The 19,453-nt window shown below is 63.1% G+C and carries 20 protein-coding genes and 1 tRNA gene; 16 read left to right on the forward strand and 5 right to left on the reverse strand.

Features of this window, described 5'->3' with window-relative positions; genetic code table 11:
* Positions 1 to 26 precede the first annotated feature (26 nt).
* On the reverse strand, positions 27 to 998 hold the full coding sequence (locus QZ994_RS11605) for a LysR family transcriptional regulator (protein ID WP_290871597.1): 972 nt from the start codon (positions 996 to 998) through the stop codon (positions 27 to 29).
* A 119-nt stretch (positions 999 to 1,117) separates the two neighbouring features.
* On the opposite strand from QZ994_RS11605, the gene QZ994_RS11610 reads away from it, so the two are divergent.
* From QZ994_RS11610 to QZ994_RS11645, 8 genes are all read left to right on the forward strand, one after another.
* Positions 1,118 to 2,089, forward strand: coding sequence for an AEC family transporter (locus tag QZ994_RS11610; RefSeq protein WP_290871598.1), 972 nt, complete (start codon positions 1,118 to 1,120; stop codon positions 2,087 to 2,089).
* Positions 2,090 to 2,096: 7 nt separating this feature from the next.
* Positions 2,097 to 2,981 (forward strand): pirin family protein, encoded by an 885-nt coding sequence (locus tag QZ994_RS11615; protein WP_290871599.1) that lies wholly within the window; start codon positions 2,097 to 2,099, stop codon positions 2,979 to 2,981.
* Positions 2,982 to 3,199: 218 nt separating this feature from the next.
* Entirely contained in the window at positions 3,200 to 4,687 is a 1,488-nt protein-coding gene (locus QZ994_RS11620) for a DUF6538 domain-containing protein (RefSeq protein ID WP_290871600.1), read from the forward strand.
* A gap of 221 nt (positions 4,688 to 4,908) precedes the next feature.
* The gene (locus QZ994_RS11625; protein WP_290871601.1) at positions 4,909 to 5,673 is read left to right on the forward strand and encodes a ParB N-terminal domain-containing protein; all 765 of its coding nucleotides are present in this window, start codon (positions 4,909 to 4,911) and stop codon (positions 5,671 to 5,673) included.
* 782 nt (positions 5,674 to 6,455) lie between these two features.
* Complete coding sequence (locus tag QZ994_RS11630; RefSeq protein WP_290871602.1) at positions 6,456 to 7,079, forward strand: recombinase family protein; 624 nt, start codon at positions 6,456 to 6,458, stop codon at positions 7,077 to 7,079.
* Between the two features lie 563 nt (positions 7,080 to 7,642).
* Positions 7,643 to 8,110, forward strand: a complete 468-nt coding sequence (locus QZ994_RS11635) for a KilA-N domain-containing protein (protein WP_290871603.1) — start codon at positions 7,643 to 7,645, stop codon at positions 8,108 to 8,110.
* 271 nt (positions 8,111 to 8,381) lie between these two features.
* The gene (locus tag QZ994_RS11640; RefSeq protein WP_290871604.1) at positions 8,382 to 8,528 is read left to right on the forward strand and encodes a hypothetical protein; all 147 of its coding nucleotides are present in this window, start codon (positions 8,382 to 8,384) and stop codon (positions 8,526 to 8,528) included.
* A gap of 133 nt (positions 8,529 to 8,661) precedes the next feature.
* A complete protein-coding gene (locus QZ994_RS11645) occupies positions 8,662 to 9,213 on the forward strand; it encodes a hypothetical protein (RefSeq protein ID WP_290871605.1) in 552 nt (183 codons plus the stop codon).
* Between the two features lie 189 nt (positions 9,214 to 9,402).
* Here the strand turns inward: QZ994_RS11645 and QZ994_RS11650 are convergent.
* Positions 9,403 to 9,479, reverse strand: a tRNA-Met gene (locus QZ994_RS11650).
* 115 nt (positions 9,480 to 9,594) lie between these two features.
* On the opposite strand from QZ994_RS11650, the gene QZ994_RS11655 reads away from it, so the two are divergent.
* Positions 9,595 to 10,584, forward strand: coding sequence for an NADPH:quinone reductase (locus QZ994_RS11655; protein ID WP_290871606.1), 990 nt, complete (start codon positions 9,595 to 9,597; stop codon positions 10,582 to 10,584).
* Between the two features lie 135 nt (positions 10,585 to 10,719).
* Positions 10,720 to 12,612 (forward strand): molecular chaperone HtpG, encoded by a 1,893-nt coding sequence (gene htpG / locus QZ994_RS11660; protein ID WP_290871607.1) that lies wholly within the window; start codon positions 10,720 to 10,722, stop codon positions 12,610 to 12,612.
* On the opposite strand, the gene QZ994_RS11665 is transcribed toward htpG, so the two are convergent.
* Positions 12,604 to 13,407 carry a DUF2726 domain-containing protein gene (locus tag QZ994_RS11665; protein WP_290871608.1) on the reverse strand — a complete coding sequence of 268 codons (804 nt, stop codon included), beginning with the start codon at positions 13,405 to 13,407 and terminating at the stop codon, positions 12,604 to 12,606. The genes htpG and QZ994_RS11665 overlap by 9 nt on opposite strands.
* A 27-nt stretch (positions 13,408 to 13,434) precedes the next feature.
* A complete protein-coding gene (locus QZ994_RS11670) occupies positions 13,435 to 14,217 on the reverse strand; it encodes a GNAT family N-acetyltransferase (protein WP_290871609.1) in 783 nt (260 codons plus the stop codon).
* A gap of 486 nt (positions 14,218 to 14,703) precedes the next feature.
* On the opposite strand from QZ994_RS11670, the gene rplM reads away from it, so the two are divergent.
* The 6 genes from rplM (at position 14,704) to erpA (ending at position 18,459) form a co-directional block, all read left to right on the forward strand.
* A complete protein-coding gene (gene rplM / locus QZ994_RS11675; protein ID WP_290871610.1) occupies positions 14,704 to 15,132 on the forward strand; it encodes a 50S ribosomal protein L13 in 429 nt (142 codons plus the stop codon).
* Between the two features lie 11 nt (positions 15,133 to 15,143).
* Positions 15,144 to 15,536, forward strand: coding sequence for a 30S ribosomal protein S9 (gene rpsI, locus QZ994_RS11680; RefSeq protein WP_290871611.1), 393 nt, complete (start codon positions 15,144 to 15,146; stop codon positions 15,534 to 15,536).
* Between the two features lie 210 nt (positions 15,537 to 15,746).
* Positions 15,747 to 16,784: an N-acetyl-gamma-glutamyl-phosphate reductase gene (gene argC, locus QZ994_RS11685; RefSeq protein ID WP_290871612.1), complete on the forward strand. Its 1,038-nt coding sequence runs from the start codon at positions 15,747 to 15,749 to the stop codon at positions 16,782 to 16,784.
* Positions 16,785 to 16,831: 47 nt separating this feature from the next.
* On the forward strand, positions 16,832 to 17,509 hold the full coding sequence (locus tag QZ994_RS11690; RefSeq protein WP_290871613.1) for a DUF6776 family protein: 678 nt from the start codon (positions 16,832 to 16,834) through the stop codon (positions 17,507 to 17,509).
* Positions 17,510 to 17,605: 96 nt separating this feature from the next.
* On the forward strand, positions 17,606 to 18,040 hold the full coding sequence (locus QZ994_RS11695; protein WP_290871614.1) for a polymer-forming cytoskeletal protein: 435 nt from the start codon (positions 17,606 to 17,608) through the stop codon (positions 18,038 to 18,040).
* 35 nt (positions 18,041 to 18,075) lie between these two features.
* Positions 18,076 to 18,459 (forward strand): iron-sulfur cluster insertion protein ErpA, encoded by a 384-nt coding sequence (gene erpA, locus QZ994_RS11700; RefSeq protein WP_290871615.1) that lies wholly within the window; start codon positions 18,076 to 18,078, stop codon positions 18,457 to 18,459.
* 47 nt (positions 18,460 to 18,506) lie between these two features.
* Here the strand turns inward: erpA and QZ994_RS11705 are convergent.
* The coding region (locus QZ994_RS11705) for an anhydro-N-acetylmuramic acid kinase (RefSeq protein WP_290871616.1) at positions 18,507 to 19,453 on the reverse strand (947 nt) is incomplete at its 5' end.

Genomic DNA, 19,453 nt, shown 5'->3' on the forward strand with positions numbered 1-19,453 from the left:
GCGCGAGCGAATGCCTTGTTCGCCCGTCAGCCTCCGCCGGCCCCGGGCGCCTGCCGCGGCCCCGTGACATCGGTGAACAGCTCGGCGCACAGCCCCCGCAGCCACTGGTGGCCGGGATCCTGGTGGTAGCGCGCGTGCCAGTGCTGCTTTACCTGAAAACCGGGCAGCGTCATGGGGCAGGCGTGCACCGCCAGGCCGTGGGTGAGGGCCAGTTTTTCACCGATGTGGCGGGGCAGGGTCGCCAGCAGGTCGGTGTTGGAGACGATGGCGCCCAGCCCCAGGAAACCCGGGATCGACAACACCACCTGCCGTGTGACCCCTTGTGCCTTGAGCGCGGTGGTCAGCAGGTGGCGGCCTGTCTCGGTCAGCAGGGCCACGTGCCCCTCGGCCTGGTAGGCCTTGAGCGTCAGGCGTTTGCCGATGCGCGGGTGCTGCGGGTGGGCCAGGCAGAGCCAGCTCTCGTCGTACAAGGTCTGCTGGTAGAAACCGGAGTCCAGCCCCGGCACATAGCCCAGGGCCAGGTCCGCCTCGCCCGATTCCAGCGCCCGCGCCGTGTCCGGCCCGATCAGCGCGGCTTCCAGCTGCACGCCCGGCGCCTGCGTTCGCACGCGCCGCAGCAGATCGGGCAACAGGGTCACGTGGCTGCCGTCGGTCATGCAGATGCGAAACAGCCGCGAAGCGGTGGCCGGGTCGAAGCGCGGCACCTGGGCGCTCACGCGGTGCAGGGCCGTGAGCGCATCCTGCACCAGTGGCCGCAAGGCATCGGCCCTCGGCGTGGGCTGCATGCCCTGCGGGGTGCGCACGAAGAGGGGGTCGTCGAACTGCTGCCTCAGCTTGCCCAGCCAGATGCTGACCGTGGGCTGGCTCTGGCCCAGCTGCTCGGCCGCACGGGTCACGCTGCGCGTGCTGCACAGCAGCTCGAACAGGTGCAGCAGCTTCAGGTCGGGCAGGGTCTGGACGGAGGCAGGCGAGGGCAGGGTGGCCAGGCTTCGGCTCATGGTGGTTCTCCGATTTGGCTCTCCATTGTGAAGGGCAATGTCGGCCATTGCGACCATTGCATGGACAACATGGTGATGCACTTGTTAAGGTGCGGCCTGTAGCCCCTCGGCCCCTCACCATGCTCGCCATCTTTTCGATCACCCTGCCCATCTACCTCCTGATCGCGCTCGGCTACCTCTCGGTCCGTGGCGGTCTCTTCGAAAAGGCCGACATGCGCACCTTTGGCAAGCTGGTCATGCAGATCTGCCTGCCCGCCTTGCTGTTCCGCTCCCTGTCTTCGCGCCCGCTCGACGAGATCTTCAACGGCACCTACCTGCTCGCCTATGGCGGCGGCTCGCTGCTCATGTTCGCCCTCGGGCGCTGGGCCGCCGGCCGCTGGTTGAACAAGAACCCTCAGCACAGCGCGCTCTTCGGCCTCGGGATGTCGGGCTCCAACAGCGGTTTCATGGGCTATCCCATCATCCTGCAGTTGTTGGGGCCTGAAGTGGCCGTGCCCTTTGCCCTCACCCTGGTCATCGAGAACCTGGTGATGCTGCCCCTGGCCATCACCCTGATCGACACCGATGGCAGCGACCAGGCCTCCCGCATGGCCGAACTCAAGGCCATCTTCCAACGCCTGGTGCGCAACCCGGTCGTCATGGCCATCCCGCTGGGGGTGCTCTTTGCCGCGCTGGAGTGGCGCCTGCCTGGCCCGGTCGACAAGCCCATCCAGCTGCTGGCAGCCGTGGCCAGCCCTGTGGCGCTCTTTGTGATCGGCGGTGTGCTGGTGGGACTCAAGGTGCGCGGCATGGGCAGCCAGATCCTCGTGGTCAGTGGCGCCAAGCTCTTGGGGCACCCGCTGGCCGTCGGCCTCATGGTGCTGGCCCTGCCGGCCATGAGCCCCGTCATGAGCCTCACCGCGGTGTGCCTGGCGGCCATGCCCATGCTCAGCATCTACCCGGTCATCGCACACCGCATCGGCCAGGAAGGCTTCTGCGCCGCAGCGCTGTTGCTCGCCACCTCGACCAGCTTCGTCACCATCAGCCTGGCCCTTTGGGTGCTGCACCAGGTGCCGGCCTGGGCGCCAGCCTTCCTCTCCCACGGCCATTGAGTCCACAATGACCCAGCCTGACGCCACCACCGCGACCATCTCTGCCCCTGTGCAACGCAGCCGCCATGTGGAAGGCCTCGTCTGCGGGCAGCCCACCACCGATGGCGCCGGCGTGCGGCTCCGGCGCGTGCTCACCCAGCATTGGCAGCACCGGCTCGATCCCTTCCTCATGCTCGACGCCTTCGGCAGCGACAAGCCGGACGACTACATTGCCGGCTTCCCCGAGCACCCGCACCGCGGTTTCGAGACCGTCACCTACATGATCGCCGGCCGCATGCTGCACCGCGACAGCGCCGGGCACGAAGGCCTGCTGGAGAACGGTGGCGTGCAGTGGATGACCGCAGGCCGCGGCGTGGTCCATGCCGAGATCCCCCAGCAGGAGGAGGGCGTGATGGAGGGCTTTCAGCTCTGGCTCAACCTGCCCGCTCGCGACAAGCTCTGCCCGCCCTGGTACCGCGACTTCAAGGCCGCCGAACTGCCCCGCTTCACGACCACAGCCGGTGTGGACGTGACCGTGATCGCTGGCAGCAGCCACGGCGTGGCCGGGGCGGTGAGCCGAGATGCCACCGAGGTGCTTTACCTCGACGTGCACCTGCCCGCAGGCCGAGCCTTTGCGCAGCCCCTGCCCGCCGAGCACAACGCTTTCCTGTATGTCTACCGCGGCGAACTCAGCGTGGCCGGCCAGACCGTGCCCACCGACCGCATGGCGGTGCTGGCCAACACGCCGGGTGCCGATGGCGTGGTGATCGAGGCCACGGCCGATGCGCGTGTGCTGCTGCTGTCGGCCAGACCCTTGCGTGAACCCATCGTGCAGTACGGCCCCTTCGTCATGAACACCCGCGACGAGATCGTCCAAGCGGTGGAGGACTTCCAGGCGGGGCGCCTGGGCTGAGGTGGGGAAGGGGCTCAGGGCGGCAGTGTGCTGTGGCGCGCGCGGGCAAGAAAAAAGCCCTGCGAGTCAACGACCTGCAGGGCTTTTCAGATTTTGGTGGCGCTTCACGGAGTTGATTGCTAGAGTCTATTCCCTCCCTATGAGGGCATGTTTCATAGAGAGGTTCGCTTGAGTTGAGGTTCCAAGGTGGGTTCCAAGGTCGCTAAAATGGCTCGACTATGGCCTACCAAAAGACACCCTCGCACCTTTGGAAAAAGTCCACCGGGCTGTACCACTTCAAACTGGGCATCCCTGCCCCGTTGCAGAAGCACTACCCCAGTGACACCCCTGGAAAGTTCAAGACGCACATCGTCGAGTCGCTGCATACCCACAACCGGGGTGAAGCACTGAAGCTGAAGGAGCCGTTGCTGGTCAAGTACCGTGGAGAGTTCAAGAGGCTGTCCTCAGGCGTTACCACCAAGGCTATCAATCCCGCCCAGGCGAGGGTGCCCATGCTCAGGGCTGCTATGGCTGAAGTGTTGTCCACTGATACGGACCATGCGGGCGAAGACGATGTGACCATGCTGGTTCTTCATGACGCCATGGAGCAGGCGGCGCGTGATATCGATAAGGAGGAGGGTCGGGAGGCCGCCGACCTTGCGCTGCGGAAGATGGCGAATCCTGGGAGGGCCACACTGAGGGAGGCTCTGAAGCAGTTCATGGCTCAGTCCGAGAACAAAGCCCAGACCGTGAACACCTATGACAAGGCGATGCGAGAACTGTTAGCCTTCTTGAAGGTAGACGATTGCCTCCCCGAGGACGTGACAGACGCCAAGGCCGTGGCCTATGTGGACATGCTCAATGCCGGGCCCCTGTCAAAGTCTGTCAAGGTGAAGCGAATCGGTGGGGTGCATCAAGTTTGGTTGAATATGCGTCGCAGAGGGTGGCCCATAAGTCCATGGTCTGACCACAAGCTGACTGAGCCCGCCAAGAAGCGTAGCAAGGCACTTGATGCGGACGCTTCTCGGGAACCCGACGCAGACAGCGAAGAGGGCGAAGACGTTCGACCGTTCACTGACGCTGAAGCCATCAAGATATTCACCCTTCCCGCGCCCAGCGATAAGCGTAGACGAACCTATACCCGGCCCCTTTTTCGTGAGCTTTACGCCCTGGGTTTTATAACAGGCATGCGCTTGAATGAAATTGTGAGCCTTCGTCCAATCGATATTACGGTTCTGGAGGAGGGGTGGCGTGTTGTCAATATTCCCAAGGAGGTGGCCAAGAAGAAGGCCAGCATTCGGAAAATTCCAGTCTGCCATCCCGTGGCGGTTGCCATTATTGATGCAAGGTTGGAAAAGCAAGCTGATAGCAAAGGGCGCTTGTATTCGGAATGCGCCCCTGGTGGGCCGGACGAGAAGCCTTCTTGGCACGTCAGCAAGGCAATGAGTATTGAGCGCCTTAGCCCGAGTCGTTTGGGCTTTGGCAGCGAGGTGAACTTTCATTCAACCAGGAGGAGCTTTGCGACTCTAATGGAGAATAGTTTGGTCGCCGATGTTATCGGGCAGCAGCGATACTTAGGGCATGCTATACCAACACAGATGCACGGCGTGTATAGCGGGGGCTCTGGTGTCGAGAAGCTGAAGATGGTGGTCTCGGGGCTTCGATACCCAGGCGACCTAGAAGAGGCGTTCAAGCTGGCACTGCCTTTGGCACTGGATGCTGGCTAATCCCGGAAATTTGGTGATTGCCCCCAGGAAGAATCAGAACGCCCTCAGAGCGATTCCCATCCCGTCCAGCTAGGGCGGCATAACCCGGCCCCTTTTTATAGCAGGAAGGGGCCTTCTGATGTTTTCCTCCGATGTGGGCACTTCAGGAGAGGTTGCTAGACAGGCGCCTCCAATTTTTTAACGCACATGACGGCCCCTGCTGGGGTCAGGGAACTCAGAATATGATGAAAGACGAAAACCTCTCTGATAATGTTTTTTTGCCTTTTGCCGCTCCGTCGGATGGTGTTCGGTGTGTTCATTTGTCGGACATAATACAAGACCAAAGCCTTCAGGTCCGTGGGCGGTTGAGCGATGTAGCGATACGTCAATATGCCGCAGCATTGAAAGCAGGGTCGATGCTTCCGCCAGTTTCTCTTGCTGATATCGACGGGCGATTGTTCCTGTTGGATGGCTGGCATCGGGTTGCCGCCCATCGAGCGATAGGGGAGGAGCAGGTCGATGCTACGGTTTCAATCATGACGAGGAGCGAGGCCGCTTGGGTCGCAGCAGATGCGAACCGACGTAACGGTGTTCCATTGAAAGCCCGAGAGTATCGCGCTGTTTTCAATGCCTATGTCGGGGCCGGGATGCATCGCATACGGAAAGGGAAGTACAAGAGCTACCGAGATATGGGCAGGGAACTCGGTGTATCTTTCTCGACCTTGCGAAATTGGATGAAGAAAGACCATCCGAGTATTTATGAAGCAATGGGTGACCGAATACCGACGGAGGGCAACCCTGAACCGTCAATGACGGTGATTGACCCCCAGCCGGGTTACCTGATTCAGGCCAAGGCGTCCACGGATGACGCTTATCACCACGCTGACCTCCTGATGTGCCCCCGAGCATTAGGCGAAGCCATTGCCAACATGGAACGACGTCTGTCGGAACTCAAGTTGAAGCCGCATGAGGTCTACACGGAACCAGAAGAGAACCCGAACTTCTGATTGTTCTTCCTCGCTCTCGTCAGGGATGTACGTGCAGGAGTCCTTGCGGTGTGCAACTTGCACAGTTGCAAGCAACACGATGTCGAGAAAAGTTCGTGATGACAAGCACTTAGGCACACTTTTCCACGAGGTCCGCGAGGGGGGCTGCGAAGACCCCAAAATTTGCTGCAAAAACGTGAGAGGGCATCTCCAGGGTCCGCGTGAGCTGGTTCCCCCCGTGCCGGGGCCTGAAGCATGACCCGCTGAGCGAGACTCGGGGGAGAACGAGGGGGGGCAGCGTGCCTCCCGTGGCCTCCGTTCGGGTGGTGCCCCGTGCTCCCTTTGTGAGGCTTCTTGCCCTGCCTCTCGGATAACACCTCGGACCCCCTGATGTTGCGCCATGAGCGTCTCAGTCCTTCCGGCTTCGGTGCACGACATATACGACTGTCACAAGAGCCGCGAAGCAGACCACGATGGCCCCGATGCTGACGAGCGCCAGCGTGCCTAGTGGGTTGTTGTTGAAGGTTTGGACTAGCAGGGCTAATCGGTCAAGTTGCTCAAAGTTGGGCATGGCAGAACCTCAATGCTTAGAAGTTGACCCATGCTAGGTAGAGTCGATTTTGGCTCATTGTTGCAATTTGACAACGGTCTGTTTTTGGGCTCCCTATCATCCTCGTGCCATTTTGGTTCTATTTGGGTATACCCATGTGGTTGCTTGGCAACATGGTTCGATTTCCGTTGTTTGACAACATAAACGGAACCACTATCATGCGAACCATTCAAACGAAACCAGATGGTTTGCCATGACCTTCATCCGTGCCTATCTCCGCGCCTCTACAGACGACCAGGACGCCAGCCGTGCAAGGGCTGACCTGGAAGCTTTCGTGTCACAGCGGGGCCTAAAAGTAGCTTCTTGGTACGTGGAGAACGAATCAGGGGCCAAGCTTGAGCGCCCTGAACTGATGCGCCTCATCAGCGATGCCCACCCCGGGGATGTTCTCTTGGTCGAGCAGGTGGACCGACTGGCCCGCCTGAGCAATGACGACTGGGAAGAGCTGAAGCAGCGCCTGGGGGACAAGCGCATCAGGGTGGTGGCACTGGATCTGCCCACCTCTTGGATGGGTGCTGGCGCGAACCTGGACGAGACCACACAGGCCCTGCTAGATGCCGTTAACCGGATGCTGCTGGACATGCTGGCAGTGGTGGCCCGAAAGGACTACACCGACCGCCGTAGGCGTCAAGCTCAGGGCATCGAGAAGGCGAAGACTGCTGGGCTCTACAAGGGCCGTAGGGCCGACACTGAACGCCATGCGGCCATCGCCGATATGCTGGACCGTGGCATGTCCTGGTCTCAGGTGTGTGCCGCTACGGGGGCCAGCCGGTCCACGGTGAAGCGAGTGGTGGACAGCCGCAAGACCGAAGCCTGACGGCTCACCCCGGCCCCACCCCAACAAGCCCTGCGGTAACCCCGTAGGGCTTTTTTGCTTGGTTGCTTAATTTTTAAGCATACCTCTGGCTATCTGTCCCCTTTGGCAATCTCAACTGCGCGCGCTTCCCAGCGATAGACTTTGAGCAAATCAACTTGGGATGGCTGTATGTGGGAGAAGTTTCGGAGGAACCCTGTCCTTTACCCTGTAGGGGGCTTGCTCACTGCGGTGGCGTGCCTCGCTGTGTTCTTGGCTCTAGGGATGCCCTTGGGGCTCAGTCCCAATGCAATTGGCGTTGGCGCGGCAGGCGTTGTCATTGCCACGTTTGATCGGGGTGCAATTGGGTTCACTCGGTGGGCGGAGGGGCTCGGACCAAAACTGCGCCTAGACAGCCCTATCCGGCGTGGTGTGTTCCTCTTGGTGCCGGTCGGGTTTGCGCTCCTGGTTGTCTCTTGGCTAGTGTTCCCTGGGTCATCGCTAGGTTACTGGGCCGAGCACGTCTTTGTATCCCCCAGTCAGTTGAGCTACTACGAGGGCAATACGCGGAGCTACGCCATGTGCGCGTGGGCTGGTTTCGCCTTTATCTGGTTGGGCGGTGTCTGCTCGTTTTTCTACACGCAGACCTTAGGCAGGCTGCTGGGCTGGGTCATGGGGCGGTAATCCGCGCAACAGGCACCCCATTCGTCTTCCGTGAGGACGGCTGGTTCAACATGACCAAGGCCGCACAGGCTTTCGGTAAGAAGCTGTCCCATTTCTGGGATTCCCCGGACACCTCCGCCTACTTGGAAGCTGTGGGCCAACTCCCCGAATTCCGGGGGATTGAACTGGAGGACGCCCGCAAGGGCCGCTACGGTGGCACCTGGGCGCACCCCAAGCTGGCTGTGTTCTTCGCCCGCTGGCTGGATGTGAAGTTCGCTGTGTGGTGCGATGCAGCCATTGAGGACATCCTCAAGGGCAACGCCGAGTTGGTCATCACGAAGCCCGAAGAGTCTGTCGACAGTCCGCAGAATGTCCGAATAGCCAATGATTAAGCGCGTCGGCCAGAGGATACGCACAGGAAGTTGAACTGATTGAGCGAAATTTAGCCCTGGAATTGCTCGGTTTGGTAGGGGGGGAGGTGCCAAATGCCTACGAAGTTGAACTGTTGAACGTCTCTTAAAAACTGATTTTTAAGCACGTAAGCATTTGATTTGCAAAGAAATTTGTGAACAATCTTTGTCTTTAAGACTGGAACTGCTTCTAGAACACGTTTACTCGCCTGCTTATAGTCTGGCCTCATGGTTCATTCCTTGAGGGGTTTGTATGAGCGAAGTTGCAAAACATGTGATGTCGATTGTTCAGTCGGGGGGCTCTGCCAGCTTGCTGACTTTGGTGGCTCTTGCTGCATTCGGTGTTGTGGCTTTGGCCCTGCTCGTGGTTCGAGATGCGGTCAACAAGAAAGGGCAGTGAGATGTGGGGATGGGCGAAGTTTCCGAGTAAGTGGCTGAATTTGACCCTCCACGAGGAGGACGCCCTTAGGCCGCTGAAAGGCCTGGAGTGGCGGGGGCATCGCAACGCAGCTGTCGCGGCCTTGGTGATCTTGATGTTGCTCGCCATCCGGCTGAACCAATCTCGTCGGGGGCGGGAGCTAGTTGATGCTGGTGAAGCTGAAGTAGCGGTGACTTGGGATGACATGCGCGCCCAGACAGGCTTTGCTCGGGCGACGATCGGCAAAGGGATTGCTCTTCTTGAGGCGACAGGTGCCATAAGTGTGCGTAAGTCAGGCCGCGTGAACCTGTACACCCTTAAGGGAGTCGGTGAGAAAGGGGGGTGGTGTCAGCTCCCGCAGGCGTATCTATTGAACGCTTTTGGCGGGTTGAGTCATCTCAAGGGGGCGGAGACAAACCGCGTGGTCCTTAACGGACTCAAGATCTATGTGCTGTTGTTGGCTCTGCGCAGGCAGCAGTTCAATACTGCAGCGGTCAGTTACTCAGGCATTACTAGGCATACGGGGGTGCGGCGGGCAGACATTTCCAAGGCGCTGTCTTGGCTCGTTTCCCTGGAGCTGGTTCACGTCTCAGAGGACACGGATTCCCGCAGTCAAGAAGACTTCAGCCGCCGCTATCGGATCGAGGGGCTGACTAAGGCTGCCTGACCTAGCCGCTGGGTTGCGGATAGACCAAAAGAAAAAAGCCCTCAGGGCGTACCGTGAGAGCTTCTGTGCGGGAGGTTCCAAGCTGGTTCCATCCCAGGTTCCAAGGTGGGTTCCATGGTCGATGACCGTGTTGCCCTAAGTCATTGTCAGCACTAGCTTTTTTGACTTTTCTTGAAGACCAAGATTGGGTGGTGGCGCTTCACGGATTCGAACCGCGGACCTGTGGATTATGATTCCATCGCTCTAACCGACTGAGCTAAAGCGCCAACGAGACTGAAAGTATATGCCGAAACTTTGGGTCCGTGCAAGAGGTGTTGCAAAAAATGTGGCTTTTTGTCCTGTCGATAGACTGATCACCTTCCGCATCCACCGTCTCAGACCATGTCCCAGCCTGCTTCGCACCGCATCCAGTTCAGCGCCCATGGCGGCCCCGAGGTCCTGCAGCACCTCGCTTGCACGCCGGCAGAGCCTGGCCCCGGTGAAGTGCGCGTGCGCAACCACGCAATTGGCCTGAACTACATCGACACCTACCATCGGTCCGGGCTCTATCCCACGGCTTCGCTGCCTTCCGGCCTCGGTACCGAAGCCGCCGGCGTGGTCGAGGCTGTGGGCCTCGGCGTGGTGGGCTTCCAGCCCGGTGACCGCGTGGCCTACGCAGGTGGTCCCCTGGGCGCTTATGCCCAGCACCATGTCCTGCCTGCGGGGCACCTCGTGCGCCTGCCCGACGCCATCTCTTTCGAGCAGGCTGCCGCCATGATGCTCAAGGGCCTCACCGTGCAGTACCTGTTTCGCCAGACCCATGTGCTGCAGGCGGGCGACACCGTGCTCTTCCACGCCGCCGCCGGTGGCGTGGGCAGCATCGCCTGCCAGTGGGCCAAAGCCTTGGGCGTGCGCCTCATCGGCACCGCCGGTGGCCCGGAGAAGGCGGCCAAAGCCCAGGCCCTCGGCGCCTGGGCCGTCATCGATTACCTGAAGGACGACGTGCCCGCCCGCGTGGCCGAGCTCACCGAGGGCCGCAAGTGCCCCGTGGTGTACGACGGTGTGGGCCAGGCCACCTGGGCAGCCTCGCTCGACTGTGTGGCCCCGCGCGGCCTGCTGGTGAGCTTCGGCAACGCCTCGGGCGCCGTCACAGGCGTCAACCTCGGCATCCTGGCGCAGAAGGGTTCGCTCTACGTCACCCGCCCCACGCTGGCCACCTACGCCAACACGCCCGAGCGCACCCAGGCCATGGCCGACGAGCTCTTCGCCCTGGTCGCCAGCGGCCAGATCGTGATCGACATCGCGCAGCGCTTTGCCCTGGCCGATGCCGCCGAGGCCCACCGCGCCCTGGCCGCCCGCGAAACCACGGGCTCCACCATCCTGCTGCCCTGAGCGTGTGGGCCCTGCGCCATGTGGGGCCCTTGAAATCCCTGCGGGGCGCCCCATCTGCCCCGCGAACGGCCGAGACCGGCCGTGGGCCGGCTCCGATGCCGCACCGACTCAACCCACGTCTGCACAAGAAAAGCCATGGACAAGACCACCCATTCCTTCCAGGCCGAGGTCAAGCAGCTGCTGCACCTCGTGACCCACGCGCTGTACTCCAACAAGGAGATCTTCCTGCGCGAGCTGGTGTCCAACGCCTCCGATGCCTGCGACAAGCTTCGCTTCGAAGCCCTCGACAATGCCGCCCTGTACGAGGACGCGCCCAACCTTGATGTGCGCATCCTGGTCGACAAGGAAGCCAAGACCCTGACCATCCGCGACAACGGCATCGGCATGAGCACCCAGGAGGCCATCGACCACCTGGGCACCATCGCCAAGTCGGGCACCAAGGACTTCATGGGCAAGCTATCGGGTGACCAGCAGAAGGACGCCCAGCTCATCGGTCAGTTCGGCGTGGGCTTCTACAGCGGCTACATCGTGGCCGACCGCATCACCGTGGAGTCGCGCCGCGCTGGCCTGAAGCCCGAAGAGGGCGTGCGCTGGTCCAGCGAAGGCACGGGTGACTTCGAAGTCGAGGCCATCACCAAGGCCAGCCGTGGCACCGACATCATCCTGCACCTGCGCGACGAAGAAGCCGCCGAGTTCCTCTCGAACTGGAAGCTGCGCGGCATCATCAACAAGTACTCCGACCACATCTCTCTGCCCATCCTGATGCAGAAAGAAGAGTGGGACGCCGACAAGAGCGCCTACGTCACCCAAGACGAGTGGGACACCGTCAACCAGGCTGCCGCCCTGTGGACGCGCAGCAAGTCCGACATCACGCCCGAGCAGTACGTCGAGTTCTACAAGCAGATCAGCCACGACAGCGAGGCCCCGCTGGCCCACACGCACAACCGCGTCGAAGGCCGCAGCGAGTACACCCAGCTGCTCTACGTGCCGGCCAAGGCCCCTTACGACCTCTGGAACCGTGACAAGCGTGGCGGCCTCAAGCTCTACGTCAAGCGCGTCTTCATCATGGACGACGCCGAAGCCCTGCTGCCCAGCTACCTGCGCTTCGTCAAGGGCGTGATCGACAGCGCCGATTTGCCGCTGAACGTCAGCCGCGAAATCCTGCAGGAAAGCCGCGACGTCAAGGCCATCCGCGAGGGCTGCACCAAGCGTGTCCTGTCGATGCTCGAAGACCTCGCCAACAGCGAAGACACGGCCAAGCGCGATCAGTACGCCAGCTTCTGGAAGGAGTTCGGCGCGGTGCTCAAGGAAGGCATCGGCGAGGACTTCGCCAACCGCGAACGCCTGGCCAAGCTCTTCCGTTTTGCCTCCACCCATGCCGACGACGGTGTGAGTCTGGCGGACTACGTGTCGCGCATGAAGGAAGGCCAGGAGGCCATCTACGTGGTGACCGCCGATTCCCTCCTGGCCGCCAAGAACAGCCCGCAGCTCGAGATCTTCAAGAAGAAGGGCATCGAGGTGCTGCTGCTGACCGATCGCGTTGACGAATGGCTGCTCAGTCACCTGCACGAGTTCGAAGGCAAGCCGCTGCAAAGCGTGGCCAAGGGCGCCGTCGACCTGGGCAAGCTGCAGGACGACGAAGAGAAAAAGAAGGCAGAAGAAGCCGCCGAGAACCTCAAGCCTCTGCTTGAGCGCCTGCAGGCCTCGCTGCAATCCCGCGCCAGCGGTGTGCGCGTCACCACCCGCCTGGTCGACTCGCCGGCCTGCCTGGTCGCAGGCGAGGGCGATGTTTCCGGTCACCTGGCGCGCCTGCTCAAACAGGCCGGTCAGGAAGCCCCGGACAGCAAGCCCACGCTGGAGATCAACCCCGAGCACGCCCTTGTCAAGAAGCTCGATACCAGCGAGCACTTCGATGACCTGGCCAATATCCTCTTCGACCAGGCCCTGCTGGCCGAGGGTGGGCAGTTGGAAGACCCGGCCGCCTACGTGCGCCGCGTCAATGCCCTGTTGGTGACGGCCTCAGCCTGAGGTCGACCCGGCTTGCGTGCCGGGTGCGTTGGCGGCCTTGTCGGTCGCCGGCGCCGCGTGCGCATCCGGCAACGCGCCCAGGGGGGCGGGTGAGGAGTTGGCGGCCGCATCCAGTCGGCTGTCGAAAGCAAAGAAAGAGTCCTGTGCAAAGCTGGACTCGGCCCAGCGCGCGGCCCGTTCGGCGCGCCGCTGGCGCAGTTTGCGGGCCAGCAGGTCGCTCGCATCGTGAACCGCTTCGGCCCCCGGGTCTTCTGATGCGCCGTATGGGCGGAAGTGGGGCTGTTCCCCGTGCGTCTGGACGCCTTGGCCCAGTGCCCAGCCCGCCAGCAGGTGCGCGGGCGGCCACTGACCTGGCAGGCATCGCACATAGCGCACCCGGCAGGCTTCCAGCACCGCCTCTTTCATGCGTTGGCTGCGGCGCAGGCCGCGCCCGCCCAGATCGTGTTCGATGTCGATCGCAGAGATGACCGCCCCATTGGGCGTGCACACCGCGAGCCCCACATGCAGGGCCTGCAGGCGCTCGAACCACGGCTTCGCTTCCTTCTGCTCGGCCGCCTGGCAAAAGCGCAGCAGGCTGACCTTGGCCATGATCACGTGGTGGGGCAGGGCCGCGCGCAGTTCGCGGTACAAGGCCCGCTCGTGGGCCGTGAACAGGGGGCGGGCATTGAGCCGCCAGCGTTGCGGCCATTCTTTCCGGTTGGCGCGTTGGCGCCAGTCATGCAAGGCCCAACCCAACAGGACGCCGCCGAGCATGGCCAACAGCACCGCCAGCACGACGAACAGGTCGGCCTTCATCACATCCCCTGAAACAAGGCAAGGATGTTAGCTTGGGGGCCGTCGGTCATCCATCCCTAGTGAGAGGGGAAAGGAGGCGGGAAAAGGGGCGGGCTGATGCTGCGCCGGTATCAGACCGAACCCACCAGGCCGCGCAGCCAGTCGCTGGCGTGCAGCGTCTGATACTTCACGCGGTACACCACCTCGGCCGCGATGGATTGCAGCGAGCTGTCGAGGTGGCTGACCACGGTGTCGGGGGGGCAGTTTGAGCCAGGCTTCGGCGTCGGGGCCATCGCGCTCCACGGTGGCGCCGGCCTTGGCCGCGATCCGCAGCATGGGCGCGTTCTCGCTCAAGGCGTGGATCATCAGGTGGCTGGCGCCCTGGTTGCGGGCGTGCGTGATCGCGTGCTGGAACAGGCGCATGCCCAGGCCTTTGCCACGGCCGGCCGGCAGCACCGACACGCCGAATTCCATGGCGCGCCCCCGAGACGAGTCCCCGTGCGGCCCCTGGCCCGGCAGCGCGGCCAGGTGGGCCACGGCCACCAGTTGCAGCCGACGGTTGAACACGCCAAACACCTCGTCGCGCTTGAAGTCGATGGCGGCCACGTAATGGCTCAGTTGTTCCTGTGGCGCCTGAAAGCCGAACCGCAGGTAGCGGTCGTGGTCGTCGAGGTGCAGCAGGTGGTCCAGGATGCGCGCGCGATGGCGGGCATGCAGGTCGCGGATCGGCACCCAGCCGTCCATGGCGGAGGCGGGGTGGTGTCGGCGGAGGCTTTCCTGCGGACGCAGGCCAAATCGGTCCAGAGCGGGTGGTGTCTTGTTGTCGGTCACGGCGGACCCCTTTCCTGCCAGGGCTGGGAGGGAGGCGCCTCGCAACCTAGGGTTTTCACTAGGTTAATGGAATTTGAAAGGGCCTGCAAGGCGACAGGGCATGGTGCATGGCACGGGGTGTGCGCTCCGTCACGCGCGGGTCGTTCTGACCCCGAAGATGAGGGGTGCTTGCGGCTGCATCGAAATCCGGGCTAGAATCGCGGTCTCCCGACATGGCTGCCGGGAGGGTTGCGCTCATGCCAGCGCCGGTTCGTCCGGCATGGTGCGGGTTGCGGCCGGGAGAGGTCTGTATTGATCTGCATCGATGCCCCCTTGCTGACTTTTTGATGGCAGTGGGCACCTCCGCAAGCAACGCCTGGGCAACGTCCGGTGCGGTGTGACCGGGGCGCAGTGCCCAGGCCCGACCTGCTGTCTGAGAGGCCACCACCTACCAAGAAGTGGCACCAATGGCGGCAGCCAGCCAGTATTCACCACTTAGGAAATCTCATGAAAACCTTCAGCGCTAAGCCCGCAGAGGTCGTACACGAGTGGTTTGTGATCGACGCCACCGACAAGGTGCTCGGACGAGTGGCCAGCGAAGTCGCTCTCCGTCTGCGTGGAAAACACAAGGCCATTTACACGCCTCACGTTGACACCGGTGACTTCATCGTCATCGTGAACGCAGACAAGATTCGCGTCACTGGCACCAAGGCCACCGACAAGGTCTACTACCGTCACTCGGGCTTCCCCGGCGGCATCTACGCCACGAAGTTCAAGGACATGCAGGCCAAGCACCCCGGCCGCGCCATCGAGAAGGCTGTCAAGGGCATGCTGCCCAAGGGCCCGCTCGGTTACGCCATGATCAAGAAGCTGAAGGTCTATGCAGGCGGTGAGCATCCTCACGCAGCCCAGCAGCCCAAGGCCCTGGAAATCTAAGGAGCGGCCACATGATTGGTAACTGGAATTACGGCACCGGCCGTCGCAAGTCGTCCGTCGCCCGCGTCTTCATCAAGAAGGGCACCGGCCAGATCATCGTCAACGGCAAGCCTGTTGAGCAGTATTTCGGCCGTCAGACCTCCATCATGGTGGTCAAGCAGCCCCTGGTGCTGACCAACAACGCCGAAGCCTTCGACATCAAGGTGAACGTGCACGGTGGTGGTGAGTCTGGTCAAGCCGGCGCTGTGCGTCACGGCGTGACCCGCGCTCTGATCGATTTCGACGCTGCCCTGAAGCCTGAGCTGAGCCGCGCTGGTTTCGTGACCCGCGACGCTCGCGAAGTCGAACGTAAGAAGGTCGGTCTCCACGGCGCTCGCCGCAGGAAGCAGTTCAGCAAGCGCTGATCCTTCTCTTGGGTGCGTTGTCGGCTTCGGCCGCAGCGCCCCTTGCAAAACCCGCCCCGGGCCTGGCCCTCGGCGGGTTTTTTCATGCTTTCGCCACTGGATGACGCGCCTTGTCATCCAGCGAGTGAGTGAATGTTTCTTAAAATGGCGGGCTTCGCGCAAGGGCGCGGCCCCGACGCGTTGCGTCACCCAGGTAGAAAGGTTGTGGACATGATCAAGGTTGGCATCGTTGGTGGCACGGGCTACACGGGTGTGGAGCTGTTGCGTCTGCTGGCGCAGCATCCTCAGGTCGAGCTCAAGGCCATCACCTCCCGCAAGGAGGCCGGTTTGCCAGTGGCCGACATGTACCCCAGCCTGCGCGGCCACGTGAACCTCGCCTTCGTCACGCCGGACGACGCGAAGCTCACCGAGTGCGACGTGGTCTTCTTCGCCACGCCGCACGGTGTGGCCATGGCCCAGGCCCGTGAGCTGCTGGCCGCTGGCGTCAAGGTGATCGACCTGGCTGCCGACTTCCGCATTCAGGACACGGCCGTGTTCGAGCAGTGGTACGGCATGCCCCACACCTGTCCCGACCTGCTGGCCGAGGCCGTCTACGGCCTGCCTGAACTCAACCGCGAAGCCATCAAGAAGGCCCGCCTGATCGGCAACCCGGGCTGCTACCCCACCACCGTGCAGCTGGGCTGGGCGCCCTTGCTCAAGGCCGGGCTGGTCGAACCCACCCACCTGATTGCCAACTGCGCATCGGGCGTGTCGGGCGCCGGCCGCAAGGCCGAGGTGCACACCCTCTTGCCCGAGGCTGCCGACAACTTCAAGGCCTATGGCGTCAAGGGGCACCGCCATGGTCCCGAGATCAACCAGCAGCTGCGCACCATCGCGGGCGATGCCAGCGTGAACTGCCTCTTCGTGCCCCATCTGTTGCCCATCATCCGCGGCATCCACTCGACGCTGTACGGTCGTCTCAACGAGGCAGGGCAGGCCGCCGACCTGCAGGCCCTGTTCGAAGATTTCTACCGTGGCGAGCGCTTCGTCGATGTGTTGCCCGCGGGGGCGGCCCCGGAGACGCGCTCGGTCCGCGCCAGCAACACCGTGCGCATCGCCGTGCACAAGCCACAACCCGACACCGTCATGGTGCTGGTGGTGGAGGACAACCTCACCAAGGGGGCGTCCGGCCAGGCCGTTCAGTGCATGAACCTGATGTGCGGCCTGGATGAACACCTGGGCCTGACCCAGGTGCCGGTCCTGCCCTGATGCGCTGGCGGCTCCTGCGGCGGCGGCTGTCGATCAGCGCGCCGCACATGGCGGTGCGCAGTCACCTGCCCTGGCCCCTGCGCTGGGCGGTGGCGGCCGTGATGCTGGGCTTTTCGGGTGCGCTGGCGCTCTGGGCCTTCGAGGTGGGGCGCAGCATCGCCGGCCTCAATCCGGGTGGTCGCGACGCAGCCGTGCTGGTGCAGGACCTGCGTCAGCAGTTGGCCGACGCCCGCATGGCGCGCGATCGGGCCCAGTCCATCGCCAACTCGGCCGACAGCCTGCTCAAGACCGAGCGGGTCACACAGCAGCGTCTGTCAGAGCAGGTCAAGGCGCTGGAGTCTGAAAACCTGGCCTTGAAGGACGACCTCGGCTTTTTCGAGCGCCTGCTGCCCGCCTCGGGGGGCGAGGGCGTCTCGCTGCGCGGGGTGCAGGGCGAGCTCGATGGTGCCGGGCAGCTGCGTTTCCAGCTGCTGGTGATGCAGCGAGGCGGCAGCCGCAACCCGCCCGAGTTCCGCGGCCGCGTCGAGCTCATGCTCATTGGCCTGAAAGATGGCAAACCCTGGTTCGACACCACAGCTGCCTGGAAGCAGGCCTTGCAGCTGAAGCAGTATGTGCGGGTGCAGGGTGTGGTCAGTGCCCCGCCCCAGGTTCAGATCCGGCAGGTGCAGGTGCGCGTGCTCGACGAGTCCGGCGTGCTGCGCAGCAACGAGTTGCTCAAGCTGTGATGCCGATGCGGCTCGGCGCCCGCCGAGGTGCGGCATTGACCGCCTGGCCCGAAGGTGTAGGCTCTGGCCCCTTGGTCTTTTCATGAGGACAACGTGATGTTCGGTTGGAAGAAAACCCCGCCCATTCGCACCCTGATCGGTGAGGGCACCGTGATCTCGGGTGAGATCCGCTTTGCCGATGGCCTGCGGGTCGACGGCGATGTGCAGGGCAACATCACCTCCACCGGCGAGGGGCGCACCCTGCTCGTGATCAGCGAAAAAGCCCGCGTCCATGGCAAGGTCAGGGCCGGTCATGTCATCATCAACGGTACCGTGCATGGGCCAGTGACTGCTGAAGACCTGCTGGAGTTGCAGCCCAAGGCGCGCATCGTGGGCGACGTGAAGTACGAAGCCCTTGAAATGCACCAGGGCGCCACCATCGATGGCGAACTGCATCCCCTCAAATCCGAAGACAAGCCCGGCCTGAAGCTCGCTGCTTCGGCCCCTTCTGTCCCGTCTGCCCCCTCTGCGCCACAGGCCGAACGCGGCTGAAGCCCGCACGATTTTGATACTGGAGTGATCCCCACATGACCGCCGTCGCACAACAAGCCCCCGCTGATTCCTTCGCTTCCGACATGCCCCCCGCCCCCATCGTCTTCACCGACGCGGCGGCCAACAAGGTGGCCGAACTGGTGGTCGAAGAGGGCAACCCTGATTTGAAGCTGCGCGTGTTCGTGCAGGGTGGTGGCTGTTCGGGCTTCCAGTACGGGTTCACCTTTGACGAAATCGTCAACGAAGACGACACCAAGATGGAAAAGAACGGCGTGACCCTGCTGATCGACGCCATGAGCCTGCAGTACCTGGTTGGTGCCGAGATCGATTACAAGGACGACCTGGAAGGCGCTCAGTTCGTGATCCGCAACCCGAATGCCCAGACCACCTGTGGCTGCGGCTCCAGCTTCTCTGTCTGAGTTGGCTTGAGGGCGCCTGGCCCTGAGGGGCAAGGCGCTTCGCTGTTTCAGCGCGCCGGGTAAAGCGCGCCCAGCACGCGAGGCCCCCGCGCACCCGTGACCGCCGGCACATTGCCAGCCACGCGATGGACATGTGTCCAGGCCAGCCAGGCGAAAGCGGCGGCCTCCACCTGCATGGCGTCCAGACCCTGCGCGCCCGAATCGCTCACGGCGATGTTGGGGAGTTGGGCGGCGAGCCTTTGCATCAGATCGCCATTCAGGGCGCCTCCTCCACACACCACCACCAGGCTCGCCGTCGGCGCGTGCGTGCGCACGGCATCGGCCGCGCTGCGGGCCGTGAGTTCACACAGCGTGGCCTGAACGTCGCGGGCGATGTCGGCGCCAGGGTGGGCGGTGTCCACCCCATGTGGTGCGAGCCAGCGTGTCAGCCAATCGGCGTTGAACAGGTCGCGGCCTGTGCTTTTGGGGGGCGCCTGGTCAAAGAAGGGCTCTGCCAGCGCGCTGGCGAGCCAGGCTTCATGGACCTGGCCGCTGGCGGCCCATTGCCCGTCGGCATCGTAGGCCTGGCCGGTGTGCGCCATGCACCACATGTCGAGCAGGGCGTTGCCCGGGCCGCAATCGAAGCCGAGCGGGGTTTGGCCGGGTTGCAGGATGCTCAGGTTGGCCATGCCACCCACATTGAGCACCACGACCGTCTGGTCTGGTCTGGCGAAGACGGCTTCGTGGAAGGCCGGCACAAGGGGGGCACCCTGGCCTCCCGCGGCCACGTCTCGGCTGCGGAAATCAGCCACCACGTCGATACCAGTGAGTTCGGCCAGCAAGGCGGGCTGGTTCAACTGGCAGGTGTAGCCGAGTTCGGGACGATGCCGCACGGTCTGCCCGTGCGCACCGATGGCGCGCACTTCCGAGGGCAGCACCTCGGTGGCCGCGCACAGCGCGTGCACGACCGCGGCATAGAGCACGGCCAGGGCCTGGGCGGCTTCGGCGCTGCGGT

It is taken from the genome of Aquabacterium sp., assembly GCF_021768455.1.
Lineage (GTDB): Bacteria > Pseudomonadota > Gammaproteobacteria > Burkholderiales > Burkholderiaceae_C > Aquabacterium.

Bases quoted from the DNA above. Each gene is read 5' to 3' on its own strand.
- QZ994_RS11605 (WP_290871597.1), bottom strand. From the start codon at position 998: ATGAGCCGAAGCCTGGCCACCCTGCCCTCGCCTGCCTCCGTCCAGACC.
- QZ994_RS11610 (WP_290871598.1), top strand. From the start codon at position 1,118: ATGCTCGCCATCTTTTCGATCACCCTGCCCATCTACCTCCTGATCGCG.
- QZ994_RS11615 (WP_290871599.1), top strand. From the start codon at position 2,097: ATGACCCAGCCTGACGCCACCACCGCGACCATCTCTGCCCCTGTGCAA.
- QZ994_RS11620 (WP_290871600.1), top strand. From the start codon at position 3,200: ATGGCCTACCAAAAGACACCCTCGCACCTTTGGAAAAAGTCCACCGGG.
- QZ994_RS11625 (WP_290871601.1), top strand. From the start codon at position 4,909: ATGATGAAAGACGAAAACCTCTCTGATAATGTTTTTTTGCCTTTTGCC.
- QZ994_RS11630 (WP_290871602.1), top strand. From the start codon at position 6,456: ATGACCTTCATCCGTGCCTATCTCCGCGCCTCTACAGACGACCAGGAC.
- QZ994_RS11640 (WP_290871604.1), top strand. From the start codon at position 8,382: ATGAGCGAAGTTGCAAAACATGTGATGTCGATTGTTCAGTCGGGGGGC.
- QZ994_RS11645 (WP_290871605.1), top strand. From the start codon at position 8,662: ATGTTGCTCGCCATCCGGCTGAACCAATCTCGTCGGGGGCGGGAGCTA.
- QZ994_RS11655 (WP_290871606.1), top strand. From the start codon at position 9,595: ATGTCCCAGCCTGCTTCGCACCGCATCCAGTTCAGCGCCCATGGCGGC.
- htpG (WP_290871607.1), top strand. From the start codon at position 10,720: ATGGACAAGACCACCCATTCCTTCCAGGCCGAGGTCAAGCAGCTGCTG.
- QZ994_RS11665 (WP_290871608.1), bottom strand. From the start codon at position 13,407: ATGAAGGCCGACCTGTTCGTCGTGCTGGCGGTGCTGTTGGCCATGCTC.
- rplM (WP_290871610.1), top strand. From the start codon at position 14,704: ATGAAAACCTTCAGCGCTAAGCCCGCAGAGGTCGTACACGAGTGGTTT.
- rpsI (WP_290871611.1), top strand. From the start codon at position 15,144: ATGATTGGTAACTGGAATTACGGCACCGGCCGTCGCAAGTCGTCCGTC.
- argC (WP_290871612.1), top strand. From the start codon at position 15,747: ATGATCAAGGTTGGCATCGTTGGTGGCACGGGCTACACGGGTGTGGAG.
- QZ994_RS11690 (WP_290871613.1), top strand. From the start codon at position 16,832: ATGGCGGTGCGCAGTCACCTGCCCTGGCCCCTGCGCTGGGCGGTGGCG.
- QZ994_RS11695 (WP_290871614.1), top strand. From the start codon at position 17,606: ATGTTCGGTTGGAAGAAAACCCCGCCCATTCGCACCCTGATCGGTGAG.
- erpA (WP_290871615.1), top strand. From the start codon at position 18,076: ATGACCGCCGTCGCACAACAAGCCCCCGCTGATTCCTTCGCTTCCGAC.